15 protein-coding genes and 7 pseudogenes are annotated in these 24,068 nt (G+C 58.5%); 5 read left to right on the top strand and 17 right to left on the bottom strand.

Annotation, left to right across the window (positions count from 1 at the left end):
* Nucleotides 1-65 precede the first annotated feature (65 nt).
* Both CK224_RS25825 and CK224_RS25820 read right to left on the bottom strand, forming a co-directional pair.
* Nucleotides 66-995, bottom strand: coding sequence for an electron transfer flavoprotein subunit alpha/FixB family protein (locus tag CK224_RS25825; protein WP_095783721.1), 930 nt, complete (start codon nucleotides 993-995; stop codon nucleotides 66-68).
* Nucleotides 996-1,018: 23 nt separating this feature from the next.
* Nucleotides 1,019-1,768, bottom strand: a complete 750-nt coding sequence (locus CK224_RS25820) for an electron transfer flavoprotein subunit beta/FixA family protein (protein ID WP_095783720.1) — start codon at nucleotides 1,766-1,768, stop codon at nucleotides 1,019-1,021.
* Between the two features lie 1,617 nt (nucleotides 1,769-3,385).
* Between CK224_RS25820 and CK224_RS32405 the strand changes: the two genes are divergently transcribed.
* Nucleotides 3,386-3,607, top strand: a complete 222-nt coding sequence (locus tag CK224_RS32405) for an MFS transporter (RefSeq protein ID WP_095783719.1) — start codon at nucleotides 3,386-3,388, stop codon at nucleotides 3,605-3,607.
* Nucleotides 3,608-4,044: 437 nt separating this feature from the next.
* Here the strand turns inward: CK224_RS32405 and CK224_RS32090 are convergent.
* Both CK224_RS32090 and CK224_RS25810 read right to left on the bottom strand, forming a co-directional pair.
* A pseudogene (locus CK224_RS32090) lies at nucleotides 4,045-4,286 on the bottom strand (transposase); the annotation flags it as partial.
* Nucleotides 4,287-4,296: 10 nt separating this feature from the next.
* Nucleotides 4,297-5,040: a class I SAM-dependent methyltransferase gene (locus CK224_RS25810; protein WP_245426213.1), complete on the bottom strand. Its 744-nt coding sequence runs from the start codon at nucleotides 5,038-5,040 to the stop codon at nucleotides 4,297-4,299.
* Between the two features lie 1,214 nt (nucleotides 5,041-6,254).
* Here CK224_RS25810 and CK224_RS25800 point away from each other — a divergent pair.
* Nucleotides 6,255-6,911 (top strand): annotated as a pseudogene (locus CK224_RS25800) (IS21 family transposase); the annotation flags it as partial.
* An 80-nt stretch (nucleotides 6,912-6,991) separates the two neighbouring features.
* Here CK224_RS25800 and ectB read toward each other — a convergent pair.
* Nucleotides 6,992-8,320 (bottom strand): diaminobutyrate--2-oxoglutarate transaminase, encoded by a 1,329-nt coding sequence (gene ectB / locus CK224_RS25795; protein ID WP_095783718.1) that lies wholly within the window; start codon nucleotides 8,318-8,320, stop codon nucleotides 6,992-6,994.
* 449 nt (nucleotides 8,321-8,769) lie between these two features.
* On the opposite strand from ectB, the gene CK224_RS31525 reads away from it, so the two are divergent.
* Entirely contained in the window at nucleotides 8,770-8,922 is a 153-nt protein-coding gene (locus CK224_RS31525; RefSeq protein WP_176478023.1) for a hypothetical protein, read from the top strand.
* 382 nt (nucleotides 8,923-9,304) lie between these two features.
* On the opposite strand, the gene CK224_RS25790 is transcribed toward CK224_RS31525, so the two are convergent.
* The 8 genes and pseudogenes from CK224_RS25790 to ehuB form a co-directional block, all read right to left on the bottom strand.
* Nucleotides 9,305-10,585 (bottom strand): FAD-binding oxidoreductase, encoded by a 1,281-nt coding sequence (locus CK224_RS25790; RefSeq protein ID WP_095783717.1) that lies wholly within the window; start codon nucleotides 10,583-10,585, stop codon nucleotides 9,305-9,307.
* A gap of 466 nt (nucleotides 10,586-11,051) precedes the next feature.
* Entirely contained in the window at nucleotides 11,052-12,185 is a 1,134-nt protein-coding gene (locus tag CK224_RS25780; RefSeq protein WP_095783716.1) for a hypothetical protein, read from the bottom strand.
* A gap of 288 nt (nucleotides 12,186-12,473) precedes the next feature.
* Nucleotides 12,474-12,810 (bottom strand): annotated as a pseudogene (locus tag CK224_RS32085) (IS21 family transposase); the annotation flags it as partial.
* A gap of 109 nt (nucleotides 12,811-12,919) precedes the next feature.
* Nucleotides 12,920-13,216 carry a hypothetical protein gene (locus CK224_RS31695; RefSeq protein ID WP_210199678.1) on the bottom strand — a complete coding sequence of 99 codons (297 nt, stop codon included), beginning with the start codon at nucleotides 13,214-13,216 and terminating at the stop codon, nucleotides 12,920-12,922.
* 84 nt (nucleotides 13,217-13,300) lie between these two features.
* Nucleotides 13,301-13,432 (bottom strand): hypothetical protein, encoded by a 132-nt coding sequence (locus CK224_RS32400; RefSeq protein ID WP_280952279.1) that lies wholly within the window; start codon nucleotides 13,430-13,432, stop codon nucleotides 13,301-13,303.
* Between the two features lie 569 nt (nucleotides 13,433-14,001).
* Nucleotides 14,002-15,144, bottom strand: a complete 1,143-nt coding sequence (locus tag CK224_RS25770) for a Xaa-Pro peptidase family protein (RefSeq protein WP_095783714.1) — start codon at nucleotides 15,142-15,144, stop codon at nucleotides 14,002-14,004.
* Nucleotides 15,145-15,437: 293 nt separating this feature from the next.
* A complete protein-coding gene (locus CK224_RS25765) occupies nucleotides 15,438-16,712 on the bottom strand; it encodes an FAD-dependent oxidoreductase (protein WP_176478022.1) in 1,275 nt (424 codons plus the stop codon).
* A 437-nt stretch (nucleotides 16,713-17,149) separates the two neighbouring features.
* Entirely contained in the window at nucleotides 17,150-17,998 is an 849-nt protein-coding gene (gene ehuB / locus CK224_RS25760; protein ID WP_245426211.1) for an ectoine/hydroxyectoine ABC transporter substrate-binding protein EhuB, read from the bottom strand.
* 582 nt (nucleotides 17,999-18,580) lie between these two features.
* Here ehuB and CK224_RS25755 point away from each other — a divergent pair.
* Nucleotides 18,581-19,700: pseudogene (locus CK224_RS25755) on the top strand (IS630 family transposase).
* 166 nt (nucleotides 19,701-19,866) lie between these two features.
* On the opposite strand, the pseudogene CK224_RS25750 reads toward CK224_RS25755, so the two are convergent.
* From CK224_RS25750 to CK224_RS25740, 3 genes and pseudogenes are all read right to left on the bottom strand, one after another.
* Nucleotides 19,867-20,244, bottom strand: a pseudogene (locus CK224_RS25750) (transposase); the annotation flags it as partial.
* 259 nt (nucleotides 20,245-20,503) lie between these two features.
* A complete protein-coding gene (gene alr / locus CK224_RS25745) occupies nucleotides 20,504-21,655 on the bottom strand; it encodes an alanine racemase (RefSeq protein ID WP_095783711.1) in 1,152 nt (383 codons plus the stop codon).
* A gap of 605 nt (nucleotides 21,656-22,260) precedes the next feature.
* A pseudogene (locus CK224_RS25740) lies at nucleotides 22,261-23,329 on the bottom strand (IS630 family transposase).
* 99 nt (nucleotides 23,330-23,428) lie between these two features.
* Here CK224_RS25740 and CK224_RS25735 point away from each other — a divergent pair.
* Nucleotides 23,429-23,560: pseudogene (locus CK224_RS25735) on the top strand (oligopeptide ABC transporter ATP-binding protein); the annotation flags it as partial.
* Between the two features lie 148 nt (nucleotides 23,561-23,708).
* Here CK224_RS25735 and CK224_RS31520 read toward each other — a convergent pair.
* On the bottom strand, nucleotides 23,709-23,855 hold the full coding sequence (locus tag CK224_RS31520; protein ID WP_176478016.1) for a hypothetical protein: 147 nt from the start codon (nucleotides 23,853-23,855) through the stop codon (nucleotides 23,709-23,711).
* Nucleotides 23,856-24,068 lie beyond the last annotated feature (213 nt).

Raw genomic sequence — 24,068 nt, 5'->3', positions numbered from 1 at the left:
GACCGTCAGAACATATTGATTCATGGATTGTTTTCCGTTGGTGCCGGCGATTTAGATTTGGGGCGTCAAAGCGCCTTTTGCAGCTCCGGCAGGATGACGAAGAGATCGCCGACCAGGCCGTAGTCGGCAACCTGGAAGATCGGCGCCTCCTCGTCCTTGTTGATGGCGACGATGACCTTGGAGTCCTTCATGCCGGCTAGGTGCTGGATGGCGCCGGAAATGCCGACGGCGATGTAGAGGTCGGGGGCGACCACCTTGCCGGTCTGGCCGACCTGCCAGTCGTTGGGGGCGTAGCCGGCGTCGACCGCGGCGCGCGAGGCGCCGACAGCGGCGCCAAGCTTGTCGGCGACGGGCAGGATAACTTCCTGGAACTTCTCCGCCGAGCCCAGCGCGCGGCCGCCCGAGATGATAATCTTGGCCGAAGTCAGCTCCGGACGGTCGGTCTCGGAAAGCTTGTTCTCGACAAAGGTGGAAAGGCCGGGATTGGCGGCAGCGTTGACTGTCTCGACCGAAGCCGAGCCGCCCTCGGGCGCAGCCTGGAAGGAGGCGGTGCGCACCGTGATCACCTTCTTGGCGTCGGTCGCCTGCACGGTCTGGATGGCGTTGCCGGCATAGATCGGCCGCTTGAAAGTATCAGGCGAGACCACTTCGATGATTTCCGACACCTGGGCGACGTCGAGGAGTGCGGCCACGCGTGGCGCGATGTTCTTGCCGGCGGAGGTCGCCGGCGCGACGATCGTATCGTAGCCGCCCGCAAGCGACACCACGAGAGCTGCCGTCGGCTCGGCGAGGCGCTCGGCAAGCTCGTCGGCTTCGACGAGCAGCACCTTGCGCACGCCCTTCAGCTTGGCGGCGGCGTCGGCAGCGCCCTTGGCGCCCTTGCCGGCCACCAGCACGTCGACATCCGAGCTGATCTGGAGGGCCGCCGACAGCGCCTTGGCCGTCTGATCGGAAAGGGTTGCGTTATCGTGTTCGGCGATGAGGAGAATTGCCATTTTCTTTATCCTTTCCTGACCGCTCAGAGCACGCCGGCTTCGTTCTTCAGCTTCTCGACCAGCTCGGCCACCGACTTGACCTTGACGCCAGCCTTGCGGCCGCCGGGTTCCTCGGTCTTGACCACCTTGAGGCGCGGCTTGACGTCGGCGCCGTAGTCGGCCGGGCTCTTCTCGTCGAGCGGCTTCTTCTTGGCCTTCATGATGTTGGGCAGCGAGGCGTAACGCGGCTGGTTGAGGCGAAGGTCGGCAGTGACGATCACCGGCATCTTCAGCTCGACCGTCTGCAGGCCGCCGTCGACCTCGCGCGTCACCTTGGCCGTGTCGCCGGCGAGCTCGACCTTCGAGGCGAAGGTGCCCTGGGCCCAGCCCAGAAGGGCGGCCAGCATCTGGCCGGTCTGGTTCGAATCGTCGTCGATCGCCTGCTTGCCGAGGATGACGAGGCCGGGCTTCTCGGCCTCGACCACGCCCTTCAGCACCTTGGCGACGCCGAGCGGCTCGGTCTGCTCGTCGGTCTTGACCAGAATGGCCCGGTCGGCGCCCATGGCGAGCGCGGTGCGCAGCGTTTCCTGCGCCTGCTGCGGGCCGACAGAGACGACGATGATCTCTTCCGCCTTGCCGGCTTCCTTGATGCGGATCGCTTCCTCGACCGCAATCTCGTCGAACGGGTTCATCGCCATCTTGACGTTGGCAAGCTCGACGCCCAATCCGTCGGCTTTCACCCGGACCTTGACGTTGGCATCCACAACCCGCTTCACGGGCACAAGGATCTTCATTTTATATCTCGTTTTCACTCTAGGATCGATATTTGTTTGCCCCTTACCTGCGATCGTTCCCGTTTCGCGGCAATCCTGAGCGCGCGAATTGATCGCTCCGAGGCGCAAAAGGCGAGCTCGTGGTGCTCCTTATCTCTTGTCTGCACCAGGCAGCGTGCTTTAAAGTTCGGTCAGCAGGAGCTTCTGCGTCAGTGCATTTGCAGCCGAACAACGAGCCACAGTCAATGCCACTCCAGACAGGATAAGTGACGAGCCTCGCGGGAAATGTGCTAAGCTTTGATCACTCACGAAGCAATTCTGCGAATTATTCCTTTGGCCGCCGAATAGCTGCGCGTTCCCGGTAGCGCGCTGGGTCTAAGTCACGAATACGCATTTGTTTGAAAATTGATTTGCACCCCATGCGATCGCGCCAGCAGCACGCGGTCAAGCGAGGCAGAACCCCGGCCCGTTCTGGCGGCGCAAAACCGATCCCTATTGTGCCGCACTAGCGCGGGAAGATGCTCCTCAGTCCGAAACCCAACTCGATCCGAGTGCACCCTGCCGCAGCCATCCACGCCATTGCCTACAGGGCTCACCGAACATTCCCAAACCGACTTTATGGATTATTGCGACTGAGCATACCGAGCGCATTTTGCATCGTTCTCCAATCAGCCGGCGATATTGCATAGTACATTAAGGAAAGACCAACCGACCGATACTTTGCGACGGTACCTTTCGGGAGCCATATCGACACGCCCCTTGCGAGAGAATATGCTCGATCATCCACCGTCACTCGAGCAGTTGGCCAGGATCAATACAAATCATCATCTCGTCATACCGTAGCGTCCGCTCGAAATAGGCGAACCGGACGCTATAGGTGCGCCGTTAACAAACTCATGCCACGACGTGCCCCTTTCCTTATACTTTTGCTCGACCTCGGCAGGCTTGAATAGTTTAACTTCGGGCACTTGTTCCTCCTCGGTAGCGATGAAGAGCAGCTCTTTAAAAAATTAACTCACACAATAGAACGCCTTCATCAGCTGCTTCTGCAAAGCCTTTCTGTCATGAAGAAAGTTTCATCTTCCCGGCATTTTCGAAGGTGAGATCGATAATAGGCAATTTTTTCCCGGGATCATTTATGGTTGAGGTGGCGAGTGCAAGTCCAGACACAAGAAGGTCGAAGGCAATGTTCGGAAAGATCGACGCGGAGTGACACAGGTGGAGTCACCGTTTCCGCTACTCCCACGCAGGCACGGAAACGCCCGGCAGGAAACTGAGCTCCTGCCGGGCCGGAGCGCCTGGGAGGAGGCGTATGGTCCGGGTTACCCGCTTATAGGGCGCATGAACAAGAAAGCGACTGCTAATGTCCTCTCTGTGAGACTGTAGCGGATCTGGTTCGCTATTCCCGCCATTCCTGGGCATATCTCAGCAGAAGATCGGCGTTTCTCACCTGATCCATGCAGAAAAGCGGCGACATAGCGTAGGCTTCCTCACCCGATGGTCGACGAGATAAACTGATCGGCCAGCACGCTCCGGACTAGCGGGCAGCGCCACCCGCAATCCCGACGCATTTCAAGCGCCTTCAAGTTCGCGGCCGGACATGAAGACCCCGTTCGCGGCACGCGGGAATTGCCGAGCATGGTCGCAGGACCGGTTATGGAGACAACGACGAGAACGCGCGCGTCGCCGGAGGTAAACAGGTTAATTTCTGCTGGCATGGGAGTCGTCCATCCTTGGCTGATACTCGGTCTGAGTTTCGTGGCTGGCCGCGGCTTCGGATTGAATGATCCAGCCTGGCATGCTTCCGTTGGCCACATCCTCGACACGCTATACGATCTACTTCTATGCCTCAAACCTTAAGCGTGTCTGGCGAGTACCTGCCATGTGGAATGGTGGCTGTGTGGGGGCTCTGATCCACCCAGGAGCGCTGGGCGGCCTCTGTCTTGTGCGGCGCACATGACCGCGGGCCAAGATGGTTTCCGCAACGCGAGTTCCTAACATGACTGCGACCTACAACGGCCAGTGGGTCATCCGGATAGTCTTGCGTCGTGGATCAATCGATCACACTACCTGCTCATTCGTTGCAAGTTCGACATCAACAAACACGGTCGCATTTCGTCTGATCCCATGTTTGGCTGATCTTCTAATATAAGCCGCGCACGCCATACTAGACCTAGGCGGCACGGTGTCGGTTCGGTATGCTTCGCCGGTCACCATCATCTTCCAGGCAATGCGCGCGATATTGTTCGCCAAACCACGGCGACGAGCTTCGGCGGGGCCCGCTGCCCCGACGGTTCTCCTGCCGGTAGCAGATTGCTGGCGAGCGCCCGCAGCAGACTTGCCTCGGGAACAGTCGGTGGCGAGGGCCAGATGGATGCGCGAGACGGTTTCGACTACGCGCGCGCCGAGCTTGAACAGTCTGAGCCGCAGCCTAGCGAATTCGGCGTTGCGCAAGATGATAGGTCGTGGGCACCGGCTCGCGAAGGGTGAGCATCAAGTAGGATGCGGCGCCAGCCAGGACAAGACGAACTTGGTTAGACCACTTTGAATCAACACTTCAGTCTTGTTCGACGGTAAACCGAGACATGACGTTTTGACGCACTGGTGAACGCACCTCTCTTCCAATCTCCCCACCGCTCCGCCAGCTCCAGCCCCACGCATTCGGCCATGGTATCGAGCTCCTGGTGATAGACGTAACGAAGGCGTTCTGGAATGCGTCTGACCGATGTACCGGTAAACCAGAGTAGGGTTTGAGTTAAATTCTGGGTTATTGGGTCGTGTATCTCCGCATTGACAAATGTATTCTCCGAATCCACCAACATAGTGGTGGTTTTTTGGCCGCCGACGAATCCTTCGAAGTCTGGGACACGCACTTCTATTACTAATACTCCATCTTCATCTAACGCACCCGCGGCAGAGCGGAGGCAAGCTATTTGCTCTTCGCGCGTGGCGAGCACCATGAATGAGTTGTAAACACAATATACCAAACGGTAGCGTTGCCCTAAGTTGAAATCGGCAATGTTCCCCTTCCAAGCTTTGATGAGGCTGGTACGCTTGGCTAGAAGCTTCAACATATTGTCCGAAGTATCGATACCTTCGACCGTGACGCCGCGCCCGGTCAAAGGTACCGCCACTCGCCCGTTGCCAATTCCAAGTTCGAGAGCACTCCTGCCATTACAAAATTGCTCGAGGAAAGCGGCAGTTTCTTGTGCCTCGGCGATTTTGCCTACCATAGCGGTATATCTCTCGTAAACCGGGGCAAATGTGTTATAGCTTAATTCGGCGGACAACATTTTTCATCCTTCCTTTACGCGTTATATACGACTTTACTCGTCGCGGTTAACTGTAGCTGGTCTTCGCTGTCCTAGTGCCGCATGCCGAATGATTGCACTCTTTACATAAATTGCAGAGATTCCAGTCCGGTTTCGTCGCCAACAAATAGGCGAGGTGGCGCTCGGGGTCTCAGGTCTGTATGGGCATTGAGCGCCTCCGTGCCTGGGTGAACCTGACACTAAAAACGCAAGCGCTATGCCAATTTGGAAACCCATTTACTTCAAAACCTTGGCTATTCGCGTCGATCCGTCTGGTTGGCAACCGCACATATTGTATTGCTCCCGACAATCGGTAAGTGATTCGGATAGTTGAAAGTCTGGGATTTGCCGGTCAGTCGGAATGCATGGAATAGCGCTACTTTGGCAGTTTATTAGCGGAGAGGCTTCCGCGGCAGTGGGGACAACGGGATTGGGAGCGGCTGCGCGAGCGCGGTGAGGATGGCTAGCCTGACGGCGGGTGGGCTCGATTGGGGCGGCGGGCCGCGTGTGTCGGCGGCTTCCTCGATCATCTCGAAGAACGCCTGGGCAACAGCGCGCGGACGCGGAATCCGCGGGCAATCCGACCGTTGTTTCGATTTGCCGCGCTTCGTCACCCCGAGCATGCCGCGACGATCGAACGGGTGCTTGCCCTTCCGCACAAGCGCCTTGAGCGAAGGCTTGTGCCCTCGTGACGGAGGAGGACCTCGACGCATTGCCGTCCACTCCCGCGCGGTCAACCTGGACCGGGCGTGCGACCATCGCTTGCTCCGACTCGCCGCGCAAAACGGCCGGGCGTCTGAACTAATCGCCTTCACAGCGCCGATTCCATCTCGGTCCCGGCGCTTACGTCAGCTGTATAGGAAAGGGACGAAAGCAGCGGATCACCCTGCGCATGGCCGCCGCGCTGCGCGTCTGGCTGGCCGCTTTGCCAGTGAACCTGCCGATCCCCTCTCCCCCACAGGCTGGCAAGATGCTCAGCCGCGACGCTCTCGAGCGCGGCTCGCGAATATGTCGATATCGCTGCCAGAGGCTGTCCGTAGCTGGGGCGGAAAAGGGTCTGTCGATACCGGATCAACACTCCCCATAAGTGCCGCTTGAATCTTCCCCAGTTTAGCGTTGCCGCCGGTCTTCCGGGCGCGCCCCGGAGGACCGGCCGCACGTCATCACCGATACTGCTCTCGACGGTCGAGAGGGGAGTGAGTCAAACTCGGGAGATAGTCATGATCTTGGACATGCACCGGCAGGGCCTGTCGGTGCCAGCGGTAACCAGGCAGACCGGCGTCGATCGAAAGACAATCCGCAATGGCCCTTGAGGCCCCTGCCTACGGACCAAGGAAGCCGCGGACGACAGTGATAGATCCATTCACGCCTAGCGTGAACGGGTTGCTGCCTATCCCGACCTTAGCGGTCGGCGGCTCCTGCGAGAACTGAAGGATCGTGGGTACGCCGGTAGCTACACTGCCGTCATGGACTTTCTCAGAGACGTTCGTCCAACCTCAGAACCCGGCCTTGAAGTTGCGCTCGAAACAGCTCCCGGCGAACGGGCCAAGGTGGATTTCGCCCAATTCCATGTCGTCTTCACCGATGAGCCGGCGACCCCCAGGATCGTCTGGCTGTTTTCTGTGGTGCTGGGCTATAGCCGCCTCATCTGGGCGCGTTTTTTGCGATGCCACGCCGCGGCGTTCGATGCGATCGGCGACCCACCGGAGATCCTTTACGACCGAATGAAGACTGCGGTCCTCGGAGAAGGTGAAACGGCGGCATTGTTATAACCGCGCTCTGCTCGATCTCGCCCCCATTTCGGCTTTTCATCCAAGGCCTGTAAACCATATCGGGCCAAGACGAAGGGAAAGGCGCGGGGCGCGTATCCGGGAGCGGCTTTACAGCCGATAAGTAAGTCCGCGATGACGCACCTGCGTGTTTCTCGCGATCGTCATGGCGAGCCTTTCGGCATGCTGTTCTGCACCGCGGCGATGCTGTCACGAACGATTGACACACCACGGCGCAGGTCCGCCTCCGCAATGGTGAGAGCAACAAGGAATTTCAGTACCTCATTCTGCCCGCCACAGGTCTCGATCACCAAGCCGCGACGAAGAGCTTCCCGCGAGATTTGCACAGGTAGTGAGTGGTGCTGCTGAAACACGAGGCCGTACATCAGTCCGCGGCCCCGTACACTCAGGCCAAGGCTGGGGAAATCCTCTATGATTGAGTCGAGTTCCTCAGCCAGAATGGCGGATTTTCGTCCGATTTCTTCCTCGAATTTGGAGTCTGCCCAATAAGTCTCAAGAGCCGCACGACCAGCGATGAAAGCGAGGTTGTTGCCCCTGAAGGTGCCGCTGTGCGCGCCAGGTGACCAGACATCCAGTTCAGGCTTCAGAAGAACGAGGGACATCGGCGTGCCGATCGCCGACAGCGACTTCGACAGAGTGACGATGTCCGGCACGATCTCAGCCGCTTCAAAACTGAAAAATCTTCCCGTTCGACCGACGCCGGCCTGGATATCGTCGATGATCATCAAGATTTCGTGCCGCTCGGTCAGATCACGGAGCCGATGGAGCCACTGGAAGCTAGCGGGATAGATCCCCCCCTCACCTTGGACTGCTTCCAAAATGACTGCGGCGGGCTTATCAAGGCCACTGCTAGGGTCGTTGAGCAGCTTCTCGAAGTAGTCGAGTGTGTCAACGGACGGGCCGAGATAGCCATCGTAAGGCAAAGATGTGACGTGCGCGAGCGGGTAGCCCGCGGCACTTCGATACTTCTTATTTCCGGTCGCCGACAGCGATCCAGCGCTGACACCGTGGAACGAATTGGCAAAGGCGACGATGTTTGACCTGCCGGTCACTATGCGAGCGAGCTTCAGTGCCGCCTCGACCGCGTTCGTACCGGTGGGACCAGTAAACTGCAGTTTGTAATTCAGACCACGGGGCTTCAGAATGTACCTCTCGAACGCCTCGATGAACGCCTTCTTTGCGCTGGTGGCGAAGTCGAGCCCGTGCAGAATTCCATCCCGCTCAATATAATCCAGCACCGGTTTCTTAAAGGCCGGGTTATTGTGCCCGTAATTGAGGGCACCTGAGCCCGCGAAAAAGTCAAGATATTCGCGACCGTCTGCAGCAATAAGGCTGGTGCCAACCCCGCGATCGAACAGGACCGGAAATGACCGGATGTAGCCGCGCACCTCCGATTCGAGACGCTCAAAAATCGAGATGCTCACATCGCTCGAAGGCGCGAATATTTCCTTAGCGGCAACCTTTTTGTTCATAATGTTAATTCCTTTGATAAGTCTGATCGGTAAGCTGGTTCGCACCCCCGGCGCAAATTTAGGATAACGGCGCTAGTCGGCATTCTTGGGTGGTCAGAGACTGCCCCATGATCTCCCAAAATGAGCGTTCGCCGAGTTAAAGATTCACGATTTTTTATAACACGGTGGACCGCTGGTCGTTGTAGGCCATGCGGTCTTGTTTTCAGTCCCGACGTCGAGCCAGGATCGGACAAACCGCCGAGTGGGTGCCGCTTGAAAGCGCGTTGACCTGTCTGTGCTCCCTTGGCGCATGGCCCTCGAAGGCCATACTACTTGAAGAGCGCCGGTGCCGAGTTAGGCGTCGCCGTTTCCTCAAACCATGCGCCATCGACCACTGTCGAGGACAGGACACGCAGGCAAACAGCAACTACAGCGTCGAGACCACGCAGCAACAGCCAAGGCGGTGTAGCATGGCGCGTCTTGCAACGATGGCATTGCGTCCCAACGTGAACTTCACTCCTTTATCTGCAGGTGTCACCGATCCGGGACCGATCGCCGTATTGCCGGATCTCGCCAATGTCGGACATGAGATACAGCGCAATCACAGCGACCGCAGTCTTTGAAGTTTTTTCATTTTGCACGATGCATGCGGTTCACCAGCAAGCGTGCTGCGGCACGCACTGAGGAGAAACATCCAATGATCAAGCTCGTCGCCGAACAGGCGGTCGCTGCCGCGCATCTGAGCTTTGCAAAGCCAGCGGAACACTTTGTGTCTGCTTTCCAGTTGGCTTCATCGTCTGGTTGCGTTCCCAGCCGTGAATGCTCCCGACGACGATCCTGTCGTCGCCAGGTTCTGCAACGCGGATCGAGCGCGACCACTCCACATCTATTGGTTCTGTAACAAAGTCGAAATTTGGCGCGCATACTGCCACTACAGGGGTTGACGAACATAAGTGATTGAAGAAGATGCACGCAGAGTTTTTCGGGCGGTCGGCCCAAGGCGAATCAGCGCACCGGCGGCAGATGCGCGATCTGCGCGCCGAGCTCATAATAGCCCTCTCTGATGGCCCGGAAGGGTGCGCTCTGCGCCGGGGACACGGGCAGGAACATGCCATCGAGCCGCAGCTCGCCGCTAATATGGCGGGCGAGCTCGCGGCCGAACACCGTGCCCGGCGCGATGCCTCGTCCGTTGAAGCGTGTCAGCGCGATCATGTTTTCCGCTGGGACGTGAAGGCGGGGTAGATGGTCGTTCGTCATGCCGATCCGACCGTACCACTCATGCTCGAGCTCGACCTCGCCGACCTGCGGGAAGAGCGCCCGTATACGCCGCCGCCCCCAGTTGCGATGGATCACGGTTCCGGCGCCGCGGAGCGCGCCAACGCTGCCGACGATGAGGCGGCCGGCATCATCTGTGCGAAAGGCGGTCGGCACGGTGCGCGTGTCCCACGCGCCGTGCCCCTCGGGCAGGATCGTGGCACGGATGCTGTGGCTCAGCGGCACAGTCCCAACATGGAAGACCGGCAGCACCACTTGCTCGCCACGCAGGTCGGGGAAGATGCGCGACGTGTAGGTGTCGGTCGAAAGAACCGCCCACTTGGCCCGGACGGTTCCCCCTTGCGTGCCGAGCCGCCAGAGGCGGCCCTCCCGCGCGATGTGCTCGACTGGGCTCGCCGTAAAGACGGTTGCGCCGGCGGCAATCGCCGCACCAGCGAGGCCGCGCACATAGGCGAGCGGCTGGATAGTCCCGGCACGCAGGTCGAGGAGGCCTGCGGGGAAGGCCGAGCTGCCTGTCTTGGCACGTGTTTCGTTTGCATCGAGGATCTGAACCGGGGCGTCGAGCGCCTGCCATTGCCGAGCTCGCTCCGCGATCTCGGCAACACCCTTCTTGTCGGCTCCACAATGGATCGTCCCGGCCCGCTTCAGCTCGCACGGCAAGTTGTGCTTGTCGATGATCTCGAAGACGGTGCGTGGGGAATCGCGCAGCAAATTAAGCCAACGATCGCCATAGAGCGGACCGAGCGTCTCCTTGAGGGCCGAGGGCATCACCCAGAGGCCCGCATTCACCAACCCGGTGCTTCGCCCGGCGGCGCCAAAACCAATTTCGGCTGCCTCGATCACGACAGCGCCCAGGCCCCGCTCGGCAAGGTACAGCGCAGTGCACAACCCGGTGTAGCCGGCGCCGACGATCGCGACATCGGCGACGAGGTCACCTGTCAGCCTCTCCGTTGCAGGCGCCGGCGGAGCTGTCCGCTCCCAAAGCCCATGCGACCGTCGATCATTCAGCATTCTTTCCGCTCCTCTCGCTGCCATCTTTAAATCGCACTGCCGTGCTGTCGCAGCTTTAGCGCGACGATCAGGATGGGACGTGAGCGTCGACTAACGCGCCTCTAGTCTGATAAAGATCGTGGTGATTGCATCCACCTCTCAGCCAGGACGCCAATGGCAGAGAGGAGCTGAGCCAGGAATCGCGCGATACGCGGGTCTCCAGCGCACGGCTGTCTTCAAATTCCGCGTTCAGCACACGGTTTTGAGGAGCTTCGTTGCTCCGCGAGAGCCACGGCGATCGGCATTTGAAGTCACTCGCGTGCTCGAATGGGTGAAGCTTGCGCCTCCCCACAGCAGCGCAGCATCGAGTCATGACGTCCGCCACACCACCAAGGCGGCCTCTACGGCCGCCACTCGTGTATGCTGAGGTTAGCTTTGCCACTGCGCCCGCCGATGTGCCCTGTTACCAGGCGGCAACAGCGCCCGGCTACTCGAAGCGACGACGATATTCAGCATATTTTGCTGTTAGTTCGTTCGCACGGTCTTCGCACTCGTCCGGCGCCATTGCGTCGCAATCGTAGCCCAGCAACTCCCGCATAATTTCTGCCGACTCCGCCGTGAAGCGGACCGTCCCGTCGCTTTCCACGGCTTCAATACCATCGTATTTCTGACATTTCCTGTTGATCTCCACCGCATCGTCCAATGAAAGCCCTTCAGGGAGATCGATCGAGATGCCTCTTGGAGCAACCCTAACGGGGTAGCCTCCCACGAGACCCAATGGGCCCGGCGCATGAACCACTCGTTCGACGCGATCGGCCAACGCGCGAAGAACAGCTGTCGCCGACGATGCAGTAACCGAATTTCCCTCGATGCCTCCCACCCGCCGAAAACGTTCGACAACGTTCGCGAAGATTAGATCGTGATCTACTTCCTCAGGCCTAGTTTTCTGGCAATCGCGATATATGGTCAAATGGTAGGGCGCTCCGTTCGTGGAACCGGTCCTCTGAATACGATCACTGACGTAATGTTGGGCAAAGAACCGCACGTCGATCGCTTTCACTTCGCAACCCAGAAGATGCGCGGCCGCCAACCTGATGCCCGGTACGGCATTCGCGACGTTACCGATTCCGATCGTCGGCGAGAGACCCTCGGCGGCAAGGGCGGCATTCGTCACGTCAGCGTAGGATGCATTCACGACCACGCTCTGAAGGCCGGCCTCTCGCACAGCTTTCATTAGGCGTCGCACGAGAACGAGATGCATCGGTGTCCATACGCCACCGCATGCTCGATCGATCTGCTGATAAGCATCGGGTGGCAATTGCGTTATGACCCACCATGAATGCAATGTCGTTGCATTAAATATGATGTCAGGACGGAGAGCTGCCAGTCGCTCCGCTGTAGCCTCTACATTCATGAGATCCATGGCCGCAACCTCGATGGTCGGATGGTGGCCGAGGTTTAAGGCCGTGCACATCGCCTGATTGGCCCTTAAAGAGGCCCTCGGCACATCTCTTGCTCCTACGTGCAGATCGTAGGGTTTGCCGCTTTGACTAAGAAAATTAAGAACATCCACCCCAAGCACGCCGTGCCCGACAATTAGGATTTTTACGCGGTCCTGCATCACGAATCTCCAAACGTTATTGTCGAATCAGGCGACATTCTAATAAATACCATCATCAGATAATATTTCGTAGTCCAAATAGAAAAAGCAATGGTTGATTTGTGAATATCAAATAAGTAAATGATACAATATTGTGTGATGTCTGTTACAAAAAATTATAAGTGTTTTTCGGTCCGTCTGCCGGCTTGTCGCATCCAATTGTCGGCGTTATAATAACGTGCCGCGTCGCGAAACTTCCAGACAAATCTCGGCCCTCGTTGGGCCCGGCGCGCAGTCGGCAAACTGGTGAACCTCGACAAGCCGCCGTGTCCGATCGGGAACGCTGTAGTACTGCCGCCGATCGAGACGAGACCATCATGGCTCACGCGACGCTCCAGCTTGAGAAGCGCGTCGAAGTGCCGAGAGATTGAAGTTCCGGCTGCTCCGCCGCGAGGGCTTCGCTGACGATGCGTTGCGTGGTGCCTTGCGGGCGAGCATTGGCGACGGTGTCGAGCCAATCCTGCAATTGCTCGTTCAGGTCGTGGAGAATGCGGAACCTACGGGCCAGGAAGAAGTCCTCGCGGACATACCGGGATGGTCGCTCGACGTTGCCTTTCCTCTTGGCGCGATACGGCCGACAGGCCTGGGTTGGAAGCCCAGTGCTTGGCCAGCGCCATTGGAGGAGTGCCGATCGAGATCCTCTACGACAGGATGAAGACGGCGGTTACCGGCGAAGATAACGACGGCCACATCATCTACAATCGGCCGCTGCTGGCGTCGAAAGCCTGTATATGACAGCGCAGCAGCGACCGCAGATCCTGGTGCATGACGTAGCGGGCGATGCGTAACGCGAGTGGCCAGGCACGAGCGAGAACGCCATGCGCATCACGCCCGGCGCGTCGGTGAACTCTGTGACGAAGCGCGAAGTCGACCTGTGCTTGATATCCGGCCGGGGTCTCGAACCGCACCTCGAAAGGACGCACCTGCTCCTGCGGTCGGATCGCGGCGACGAAGCGCTTCACGGCGGTGTAGGCGCCTTCAGCGGCGCTCACGAATCTCGCGCGTCAGGCGCACGGCCCAGAGGCTGTCCCGTTCGCGCAAATAGTCGACGAACAGTGCAATCTTGTTTGGCCGCCTCACCAGTCGCGGCCAAAGGCGGGGAGTTCGAGCCCGCGCTCGACGTATTTGCGGACCATCTTGAGATCGCGGCCCGTTCGCCGGGCGATCGCAGTCACGGACAGGCCCTGACGGTGTAGATCCAATATCATCAGAGGTTCTCCAGGTTGGACCACGAGCGCCGCTCCCGTCCCATAAAGGTTCGGGACGGACTATCGACACCGGACGAAGCCGCCAGTTCCGGGACGCGTCCCGGAACTGGCGACAGCAGCGCCAACTAGGGAACTTCCGATGCCCACAATCAGGGAATATTCATCGCCGACGACAGCCGTAAGACCAGCGCCGCCGAGAATCGGTAGGAAGCGGGTGACAAAGCCGCCTGATCGGCATGCGCGGACCCGACAATCGACATAAGGGCGACGGGCGAGACCAATCTGCGAAGTAGATGGGCCACGATCCGGCCGAGGTCTTCTGTATGTCCGCCACGGACCGCGCTCTGATACGCCAATAGAACCGCCCAGCCTCTTACGGTGCGGCACTCAACAGTGCTAACGAAGTCCCAAGTCGTTACATCTTGCGGAACATGCTGCCATGCTGTTCAACTAGTCCCAAGGACCTGACCTACCACAGGGAGAGTTCTTAGAGTTTTTTTCGGCATGGTCACAATGCATAAACATGTCGCTCTCTGAGGTGCTAGAAAGATAGCGAGTGGCGCGGCGCCCTAGATGACGATTAGGCTTCGTTCATTGTTTGGTGTGACACGTTCTGCGCCATTCGCGGTAACCACAACCGTTTCGCTGAGACAGAAGCCACCACCATCATCTGCTAGCATGTGGAAAGCCATGCCTTCTTTGACCTCCCAGTCGTGGGTGTCGTTGAAATCCAGCGTCTCCCATTCTGCTGTCTTAGGGGGAAAGCCGATGCCTGTTGAATATCCGCTGCGGTTAGGAAAGACCGGCTTGATTGCCCTGATCGGCCCGCGCACAAGGGCATCAACGGCTCGGCTAGATGCACCTGGCTTCAATGCAGCCAAAGATTCATCTTGAGCTCGGATTACGAGCTCCACTTTCCGGCGTTTTTCAGCACTGGGCTCGCCAACAGAGATCGTTCGAATCTGTGTCGCATGGTATCGCTCAACACAGCCATATAGTTCGAACCAGCATAGTTCGCCAGATACGATTTGCTTGTTCGTCCAATTGGAATGGCCGACGCCGGCGCGGTGCCCCGATACGATGTGATGCGGAAGGCCCGTATATTCACAGCCGGCGGAGACGCCAGCCTGGAACACGGCAGCCGCAACTTCGGCTTCAGTGATGCCAGGACGCATCGCCGCAACCGCAGCGCGGATTTCCACCTCGGCAATTAATCCGGCCTGCCGAATGTAATTCAGTTCTTTCGGAGATTTAACGTGGCGAATTCGTTCTACAAGGTAGGAGACGTCAACGAAGCGTGAAGGGTGAAGCTTCCCGACCAGTTCCTCCGCAACTTTTGCCGTCAGGAACCAACTCGACTTTTCCAGACCGATAATGGCTTTTTCGCCGCTCAATTTCCGAACAATATCTACAGTTCGCTGAACAACGTCGTCGCCTTCTTTCCAAGTTTCATAGTGGCTCAACCAAGAATACTCATTGATATTGCCTCGCTCGATGAAGCGAACAAGAATTGTCGGCTCTTTTGCGCTCTCCGTCACAACGAGGGTTTGATATGCGAAGTAGCCTGAGGTCTGATACCCCGTCAGGTAGTAGATGTTCTCTGGCGAGTGGATTAGCAGAATATCGACGCCGCGGCAGCGCATTTCATTCTGAGTTTTGCGGAGTCGAGCTTGAAATTCTTCGGTCGAGAAGGCTTGTATGCGGCCCGCCATGGGGTGATGTCCTTTCAACATAGGTCGTGAGGTTTGAGTAGGAAACTCCTTCTACCGGCCTCACCGTCAAACCGGTAAAGTCGGATATTCGCAAGACCTGATTTCCAGATCCTGACGCCCCAGGGATTCTAGCCGGACAAGCGCGCTGCTGCTTCACCCCCGCTCACCTGGGCAGCATTTCGCGCCATGGAACAGATTTTTCCTCCGCGAGGATGCCCGTTGCGGGCGCGTGAGGACTCCAGATTCTGCGTTCCTGTCCCCTTTCTTGGCTAGTGGCCTTTCCTGGTCCCGCTTCATCTAAATCGAGCGCTCGCATAGGAGGCGGCTTCAAGCGGCACTGATTTCCCCTCGATCAGATCTCCGATGAGCTTGGCGGAGCGCGGTGCACCGCACAGTCCCCAGTGACTGTGACCGAAATTAAGGAACGCATTCTCGAACCGCTGCGCGCGATCGATCACAGGAAGGCTATCAGGGAGTGATGGACGCGCGCCCATCCATCGGGTGCGATTCCCGACGAGCGGCTCCTGGAACATTGAGGCTGCAGCACGAGAAAGAGCATCGGCCCTGCGCCAGTTTGGCGGCGCATCGGCATCGGCAAGTTCCACTGTGCCTGTTATCTGCAAGCCAGTCTCCATGGAGGTCACACCGAAGCCGCGACTACCATTGGCGATCTTGTGGTTCAGTCGGATGGGGCTCTCGGTGTAGATGACATGGTAGCCGCGTTCCGCAACAAGTGGTAGACGTACGCCGAGTTGCCCTGCGAACTCGCGCGACCAGACGCCGGTGCAGAGAACCAAACGATTTAGAGGGAGAGACTGATTACGCGTTCGCAACCCACGCACCTTACCATCCGCGACTTCGAAGCCGGTTGCCTCGGCCTGATGAAACGATCCGCCTGCTGCGGTGAAGTTGTCGAACAGAGTGTCGACTAACCTCTTCGGATTAACGGTATGTCCGATGCCGGGCAAGAGCGTGGCGCGTTGAAATTTTCGGCTTAGCGATGGCTCAATTTCACGCAGTTCACCAATACTGACCATTCGAGAAGAGATGCCCAACTCACGTCGGAATTGCTCTGCAACCAGTTCGTTGCGACTCGGTGTCGCTGACTCATACACGTAAAGAGAGCCTTGTTCGCGAATGAGATCGGCAAAGCGGACAGGGCCGAGCAGGTCGCGATAGCTCCCCAGGCAGTCGTATTGTATAAAGCGCAATCCCTGAGCGGAGCGACGCGCTGCCCCCATGCCGCTTGCCTTAATCCAGCGCAGAATCCACGGTACCGAACGCAGTGCCCAGCCGGGATTGATGGTTATTGGACCGTCCGGGTCGAAGTACCATTTCGGAATCTTGCGCATAATTCCAGGCAAGGCGAAAGGTGTGCATGCGTCGGCCCCTATGGCACCTCCATTGCCGAAAGAGCAGCCGGCTGCTGGACCGTCCCGATCGACTAAATGGGTGTTATGACCACGCCGCTGCAACTCAAGCGCCGTGGTAACACCGACAATGCCCGCCCCCACAACAACGACGTCCGCAATTTTGAGGCCAGATGCTTTCGCGAATCTCTGTGACATTTGGCGCTTACCTGTCATTCCTTCGTAGCAAAACAGCATAGCTGTCGACCACGTCAACGATCCAGAACCCTTGCTCTAAGCGAGCCGATTTTGACATTCCCGCTCCACTGCCGAGAGCGCAACCAATATCGCGAGTGTCCGTGGTTAAAGTGGAGAGTTTCAGGGTTGAAGTGGAGAACGTATCGAGCGCACAAGCGCATTTGCCCGTCATGGTTGGTCGCTGCATCGATCATGCGCGCAAGAACTCGATGGCGAGGTGCGGAACTAGATCTTCGAGACCACAATCATCCTGCTATTGGCGCCACGGCGGCGGGCGCGGCACACGCCGATTGCAAGCAGGTCGAATTTGAGCCCAAACTGCTCAGATATGGGACCTGAGGGTCGTTCTCCGGCCGTAGCCGGAGAGCGCGCAGTCGTGCATGGAAGGCCGTCCGTTTTCAACCTTTGCAAGCTTCCGCGGCCGAAATCGTGCCGGACGGCACCATCGCCTTGGTGAAGCCGTATTTCGTCACGGAGTTCATCATCTCGTCGGACCCTAGGTAGTCCTTCAACGCGGCATTAAAGGCGTCAACAGTTGCCTGTTCATTAGGCGCGAAGGCCAAGCCTGCGTAGGCGGGCGGCATTGACGAGGTGTATGGGTCAGCCAGCTCGACACTGTTATCCTTGTTGGCAATATTCGTGATGACGAAGATGTCGCCGGCGCCGGCAGCAGCACGCCCGGTTTTCACTGCCTGCACGATCTCCGCCATTCCGGCGACCTGCATGATCTTGTCGTCGGCGATGCCGACTTTTTTTGCGATTGCCACCGTGCTCCAGCCAGCGCCGGTGACAAAAGTGAGTCCCTTCGCGCGCAAATCCTCATAGGAATGGACACCTTTGGGATTGCCCTTCTGCACAATCAGCCCATCGGGGGACGTGACGATCGGATTAGTGAACAGCACGTTACGGCAACGCTCTGGAAGGATGAACATGCCGCCGGTGATGATATCGAAGCGACCCGCCTGCAGCCCAGGGATGAGCGAGCCCCACTCGGTCAGGACCGGCTCGACCTTGGTCGTGCCCAGCTTCCTCAGAAGATCGATCGCCATCGCATTGACAAAACCGAGTGGCTCGTTGTTCTCGCCGGGATAAGCCCAGGGAACCTCGCTCGCGAAGCCGATTCGGATCGTCTCCCCGTTCTTGATCTTGTCGAGCAGCGACTGGGCAGAAGCTGAGCCTGCAAATGGGATACTGGCCATCGCCGCGATGCTTAGTGCAGCCATCCCCCGGAGGATTGCACGTCTCACGGGTCCGTTCCTGTAGATGTGTGTCGAGTTGTGCATCGAGTTATTCCTCTTGTTTCCCCGCTGGCCCCATCGGACACGCCGTGGAACGACATCTCGATCAGTAGCTGTCGCGCGGCGATTCCTCTTTGTTATGCGGTCTTCAAATCGAGGTTGGACTCCCTGGTACCAGCCTATCTGATACCGGGCCGTTCATTGCCCGCTTCATCAAGCTAGCAGTTTCCAATGGGGCCGTAGGCGCAAAGAACCCCTATTAATGCAGCAATTCGGCGTTGTGCTTCCGAATTCGCAGAAAGGCGACGATCTGGTGCTCGGGAGTGGGATTTCTTGCACTGATCAACGGGATCAGCCGCAGCCGCCATAGCTATCCGGCACATCCGCCGATCGCGAGCCGGTTCGGAAGCGCCGCAGGATGCCGTTGAACCTTGCGGTCATCAAGACGCGCCACACCGCTAACCTTGTTCAGCAAATGCGGTTGGATCAAGTTCGTAACGACGCATTCAATTCTCCACAAGAAGCCGTGAATCAGAGCTCGTCACAAAACGAACTCAGCTGATGAGTTTGCCGCCAAGTCATCTGAAGTTCTTGTATTATAGGTCGTGCTCGCGACTAAAGAAGGAGTGTAAGGTCAATGCGACGGGTCAGCCGATTTCGCCGCTGGTGTTGAGTGCGGATGAGCGGATCTATCTTGAGCGTCAGTTTCGCAGGCGTCGTGTGGCACGGTCTATGTCTGAACGATGCCGGATCATTCTGCGGTGTGCAGATGGCCTTCCCAGCAAGTCCGTAGAAGCCGAGCTCGGCGTGTTCATGAGCATACCGTCTGCAAGTGGCGGCGGCGCTTTTTGAAGGAGCGCGTTGACGGCCTGCTGGATGAAGCGCGCCTGGCAGGCCGCGCACGATCAATGACGATCAGGTCGCTGCCGTGATCGAGCGCACGCTGCGATCGACCCCGACGGGACGCTACCCACTGGTGGATCGGGTCCATGGGCAGTTGCGACTGACTTTTCGCACACGACGATCCGCAGGATCTGGACCGTTCGGCTTGCAGCCGCATCGCTCGCAGACGTTCAAGCTTTCCAGCGATCCGCTATTGGTCGACAAAGTCCGCGATATCGTGGCCCTTTAACTGTCCCCCTACAGGGCGCTGGTTCTCCGCGTCAATGAGAAGAGCCAGATCCAGGCGCTCGACCGCGAACAGCCCGTCCTGTATGCCCGGCATTCCCAAGCGCCGGACCCATAGCTATGTCCGTCACGGCACCACTTTCTTGTTCGCAGCCCTCGATATCGCCTCGGGCTTCGTGATCGGCGAATGCTACAAGCGGCACCGCGCGGCCCAGCTTCTCGCTTCCTCAAGCAGATCGACGCCCATGTCCCGCAAGATCTCGACGTCCACATCATCGTGGATTACTATGCCACCCCAAAGACGGAGGCGATCCGGACCTGGCTGGCGCGGCGGCCGCACTAGCATGTGCATTCCACGCCGACGTCGGCCTCCAGGATCAATCAGGTCGAACGCTGGTTCGCCAAGCTTACCCGCAAGCAGCTACGGCGCGGCGTTCACACCTCGACCAGCCAACTCGAAGCCGATATCCGCACCTTCATCGAGCGGCAACTCAAAAAGTGAACCAAGTCTGCCGACGAGATCCTCTCATCAGTCAAACGCTTCTGCCAAAAAACAGAGCAGACCTTATGTGGCGAACTTTAGATTCACGTGACTAGCCCGTCTTATTCATGACGCATCTGGGTTTGTTTGCCGCGGAGCGGTGGACAGGTGGCGGCGCGGCGTCTTTTTCACCGTGGCTGTGTCTGGACTTGTGAACGCACTGGAGGGTGGAAGTTGTGTGGTTCGGCGGGGCCTGCTGGCCCGGCGGTCACGGTCCTGCCGGTAGCAGATTGCTGGCGAGCGCCCGGAGCAGACTTGCTCGGGAAAGGCAGCGGCGAAGGCCAGACGGATGCGCGAGACGGTTTCGATGACGCGAGCGCCGAGCTTGAGCAGCCTGAGCCGCAGCGTAGCGAACTCCGCGTTGCGCAGATAATGGGTCGTGGGCACCGCTCCTCGCGCAGGGTGAGCATCAACAGTATGCGGCGGTGTGCAGGACAAGGCGGACCTGGTTGGCAATGGGTGAGCGGCAGGAGGTGCGGTCTGAGGCGAGCTGGCTCTTGTGCATCTTGATCAGGTTTTCGGCCTGACCGCGGGCGCAGTAGATCACGTCATAGATGTGCTCGGCGGAGCCTTTGTCGAGATTGGTGAAAGCGGATGTCGAGGCCATCGCGGTTGCGTCGATGCGGGGCGCAGACGCGCCGCTCAAGCTTCCAGAAAACAGTCGTTAAGCCACATCCGCCAGCCTCAAGGCCCATCGTCGTGCATAAGACGGGCTAAGTACATTAACCCTAGTTCGCAGGCCTATTGGGAATCCGCTAGTGCTTGCGCCGTACCGTGCATAGGAACGCGCCTCTGGCTCCCGGGCCGATTGCTCCTGAAAAAAAGGCTCTCCATCGCTCGCGTCTTTACTCTAGCGCGAGCGGTTCGTGTCTTTCGCCTGCATTGGCCTGAGCTGCGGATGGAGAGGAAGAAGTCAGATACTGCCTTGCGCAACCGGCACCAAGGCGTGTCAGCACCTCCTGTGGATTAACGCCAGCGGCCGCTGCTAAGTCATCGACTTTGAAATCTTTACCGAGCAATTCCACAAAGGAACCTGGACCACAAAGTGCTGCAGGAACATCCGTTAAATCTATTGTTGCGTATTCCATAGAGATTCTTCCGATCAGAGGGGCCGAATATCCACCAAACCGAACGGATATCTTGTTCGCGCATGTCCATGGAAGGCCATGCTTGTAACCGATCGCGGCGATGGCAACTCGGCTGGTTCGGATCGTCCGAAATGTCGCGCCGTATCCAACAGCTTCCCGCCTCGCGACGTTGCGCACGTCGAGTATTTTTGCTCGGAGGCTTGCAACGGGCTGCAGCGGATTTGGTTCAATGCCAGCGTTGTTGAGCCCGTACAGTGCTGAACCCACCCGCACGATGTCGAAATGATAGGATTTACCCAGCCACACACCGGCGGAGGCAGCGAGACTGCCACGGCTGGGTCTAAGCAGATCATAAACTGCCCGGAAGCGGTTTCTTTGCAACACGTTAATCGGGTCCTCAGCGCGCTCGCTGCATGCGAGGTGGCTGAGTACAACCGAAGGGGGATGTTGTTCGAAGGTACCAGAAAGATAAGTGCGCCGCACGTCGACAAAAGCGAGCCCAAGGCGAGAGAACCCACTTTCAACATTGAGAAAGTATGTCTGGGTCTCGCGTGCGGCGTTAATGGCGTGTAATTCAATGCAATTGTTCACAACGGGTATGAGGCCCATGGACCGGTAATATTGACCAAATTTCGCAAACTCGTCGCAAAATACCGCAATTGCCGCGCCTATATGGGACGATCTTAGAAGCAGCGCTTCATCCAGATTGGCGACAAAGAATAGATCGCAGCCCACTTGAATGAGCGCCCTTGCAATCTCTACAAGACCAAGCCCGTAGGCGTCGCTTTTAACTACAGCCGCCACCCTTACGCCGGGCCCAACGAGGGCCGAGATGGTCTGGAAGTTCGCCTGAAGCGCTGCGAGATCGATCTCGAATACAACATCGGCAGGACGTAATAGAGACGACATCTTCTGCTCTTCTCCAGTGTCCGGGACCTCGCTTCTTATTACTCGCAGTTTCGCGACGCGGCACGTTAACTATCACGCCGACAAAGCTCGGACGCGTTGCCTTTCAGTGCCTTACGCAAAAAAGAGCGATCATTTTATCGCGGGCCGCATAGATATAGGGTTGGACTGCGTTAAGCTGTGATAAGTATCGATCAACCGCCTATAAATTTTTTTAAAAGTCATCGCACAAACCTTTGATACTTGCCCGTCGTCCGCTTCGAGAACGTCACAAAACGTTTTCCTGCGGATACAGCAGGAGCGCGTGGCGATCGCCCGTGCGCTCGCCATGCGGCCTCTACGGCTGCAAGATTCGTCGAGCAGGCACGTCCGACGAGCTCCTGGCCAACCCGCAAACCGAACGGACAGTTCCTCAACGCCGTCCTCGAGAAGAGACTTTACCCTCCCCACAAGGGGGGCGATGGAGCTCCAGCGTATGACCCTCACCTCGCCGACATTGTGCACCTCCGCATCGCGCCCACAAGCCGCCTCTCGATCATCTTGACTCACTAAGCAGGACCTCCGCGCAATTGGCCACCAACTCGCGATCCCGCTGCTTATACCAAGAGTCATGGAGTTTGACCGACATGCGCCCACTCCCGCATTCCGATTGATTTGATGGTTTGGGGCGCTGCGAGGAGTTTCTGCCAAGCCTCGCAAGCGGCGTCGATGATGGCGTCGTAATCGTCGAAGACGCGGTTCGAGAGCCAATTCTGCCGCAGATATTGCCAGACGTTTTCGACCGGGTTCAGTTCCGGGGAGCGCGAGGGCAGGAAGATCGCCGTCATGTTTTTCGGCATCCTGAGATTGGCGGTAGTGTGCCATCCGGCCCGATCCATGACGAGCACGGCGTGCGCGCCCTTTTCAACATGGCGGCTGATCTCGTCGATATGGCGTTGCATGGCCTCGGTGTCGGCAAAGGGCAGAGCCAGAGCGGCACCGGCGCCGCGCGCCGGGCAAATCGCGCCAAACAGATATGCGCTCTTGTAGCGCTGATCGGCCGGCTGGCGGGGTCGGGTGCCGCGCCTTGCCCATTGCCGCACGATGCCGTTCTTCTGGCCGATGCGGGCTTCATCCTGGAACCAAAGCTCCACCTTCGTACGCGGCGGTAGGTCGCAAAGATGCGCCTTCAGCGTGCGTGGCCAGTTTTTTTGAACTCCTCGACAATATGGGCGTCCTGGCCCGGATGATGTGGCGCGCGCTGATGTGCGAAAAGCCGAGCTTGTGCAGCAATTTCCCGACATAGCGCGCGTCGTAGTCCACGCCGAAGCGCTCCTTGATGACGCGCTTCAGGTCGATGCACCGCCAGCGCACGACGCCGTCAACGGCACGGTCCTGCCCCGTCTCGACCATCGCAGCTAATTCGCTCTGCTGCTCTGGCGACAGCCGCGACAGCGGACCAGGCGACCACTGATCGAGAAGACCGTCGGGGCCTGCGGTATTGAACCGGTGCACCCAGTCGCGCAGCGTCTGCCGATCCATCCCGCCGATCCGCGCCGCATCGGTTCGGTTCATCCCGTCCAGAACCGCTGCGATCGATAACAGCCGGCTGCTCTGCCGCACATCCTTCGAAGCCCGCGCAAGGCGCCGAAGTTCGCTCGCCGAATAGTCATCCCGTAATTTCACCGCTGAACCCATCGCCGAATCTCCTTCGGCATCAGGGAATCACGGTCCACCTGCGACACAAAATCACGAAAGAGTCAGCGCCCGAGACCGTTGGTATTAGACGTCTTCGGCGTCGACCTCATGTATTTGGGGCGGATCGTGGAGCTCGCCCCGAGCGAGGCGCTGTTCGCGAAACCGGTCCATCCCTATACCGAGGCTCTGATTGCGGCAGCGCCGGTTCCGGAACCCACGCGAATTCAGTTGGCCGCAACGCGTATTGCCCACGAAACGATGGTCCCTAGATTCAAGCGTTGCCTCGTCCATTTTGCTCCCGGCTTGGGGCGAAGGAGGCCGGGCGCGGAGATGGCCGGATTTCGCAGAGGCCGGCTTCCTTCGCGAGCGCCACGGCGCCTCAGTGTAGCCTTGCGGTCTCCAGGATCGGCGGCTCCTTGTTCAAGGGGCCCAACAGCAACGCGTCCGCCTGTTCGCTGCGCCAGACCTTCAGTCGACGCTCTGAAACCGCAGCCGTCAGGCGCGCGAAATTGCGGCGGTCGGTCACGACGTTCGTTTGATCCCGCCGATTTATGTGAAGCCCTTCGTGAAACGACGCAAGACGGACGCCGCCGACGCCGAAGTATCAGCGAATCCGTCACCCGCAAGACCATGCGTTTCGTTCCGATCAAATCGGCTGATCAACAAGCGGCGGCCATGCTGCTGAGGACGCGCGCCCTTTTGATCCGCCAGCAAAACTCAGGCGATCAACACTTCGCGG

This window comes from Mesorhizobium sp. WSM3862, from assembly GCF_002294985.1.
In the GTDB taxonomy this organism is placed as follows: domain Bacteria; phylum Pseudomonadota; class Alphaproteobacteria; order Rhizobiales; family Rhizobiaceae; genus Mesorhizobium.
This window is presented reverse-complemented; position numbering and strand designations above follow the sequence as displayed.

Bases quoted from the DNA above. Each gene is read 5' to 3' on its own strand.
- CK224_RS25825 (WP_095783721.1), bottom strand. From the start codon at position 995: ATGGCAATTCTCCTCATCGCCGAACACGATAACGCAACCCTTTCCGAT.
- CK224_RS25820 (WP_095783720.1), bottom strand. From the start codon at position 1,768: ATGAAGATCCTTGTGCCCGTGAAGCGGGTTGTGGATGCCAACGTCAAG.
- CK224_RS32405 (WP_095783719.1), top strand. From the start codon at position 3,386: ATGGTCGCAGGACCGGTTATGGAGACAACGACGAGAACGCGCGCGTCG.
- CK224_RS25810 (WP_245426213.1), bottom strand. From the start codon at position 5,040: ATGTTGTCCGCCGAATTAAGCTATAACACATTTGCCCCGGTTTACGAG.
- ectB (WP_095783718.1), bottom strand. From the start codon at position 8,320: ATGAACAAAAAGGTTGCCGCTAAGGAAATATTCGCGCCTTCGAGCGAT.
- CK224_RS31525 (WP_176478023.1), top strand. From the start codon at position 8,770: ATGGCGCGTCTTGCAACGATGGCATTGCGTCCCAACGTGAACTTCACT.
- CK224_RS25790 (WP_095783717.1), bottom strand. From the start codon at position 10,585: ATGCTGAATGATCGACGGTCGCATGGGCTTTGGGAGCGGACAGCTCCG.
- CK224_RS25780 (WP_095783716.1), bottom strand. From the start codon at position 12,185: ATGCAGGACCGCGTAAAAATCCTAATTGTCGGGCACGGCGTGCTTGGG.
- CK224_RS32400 (WP_280952279.1), bottom strand. From the start codon at position 13,432: ATGATATTGGATCTACACCGTCAGGGCCTGTCCGTGACTGCGATCGCC.
- CK224_RS25770 (WP_095783714.1), bottom strand. From the start codon at position 15,144: ATGGCGGGCCGCATACAAGCCTTCTCGACCGAAGAATTTCAAGCTCGA.
- CK224_RS25765 (WP_176478022.1), bottom strand. From the start codon at position 16,712: ATGTCACAGAGATTCGCGAAAGCATCTGGCCTCAAAATTGCGGACGTC.
- alr (WP_095783711.1), bottom strand. From the start codon at position 21,655: ATGTCGTCTCTATTACGTCCTGCCGATGTTGTATTCGAGATCGATCTC.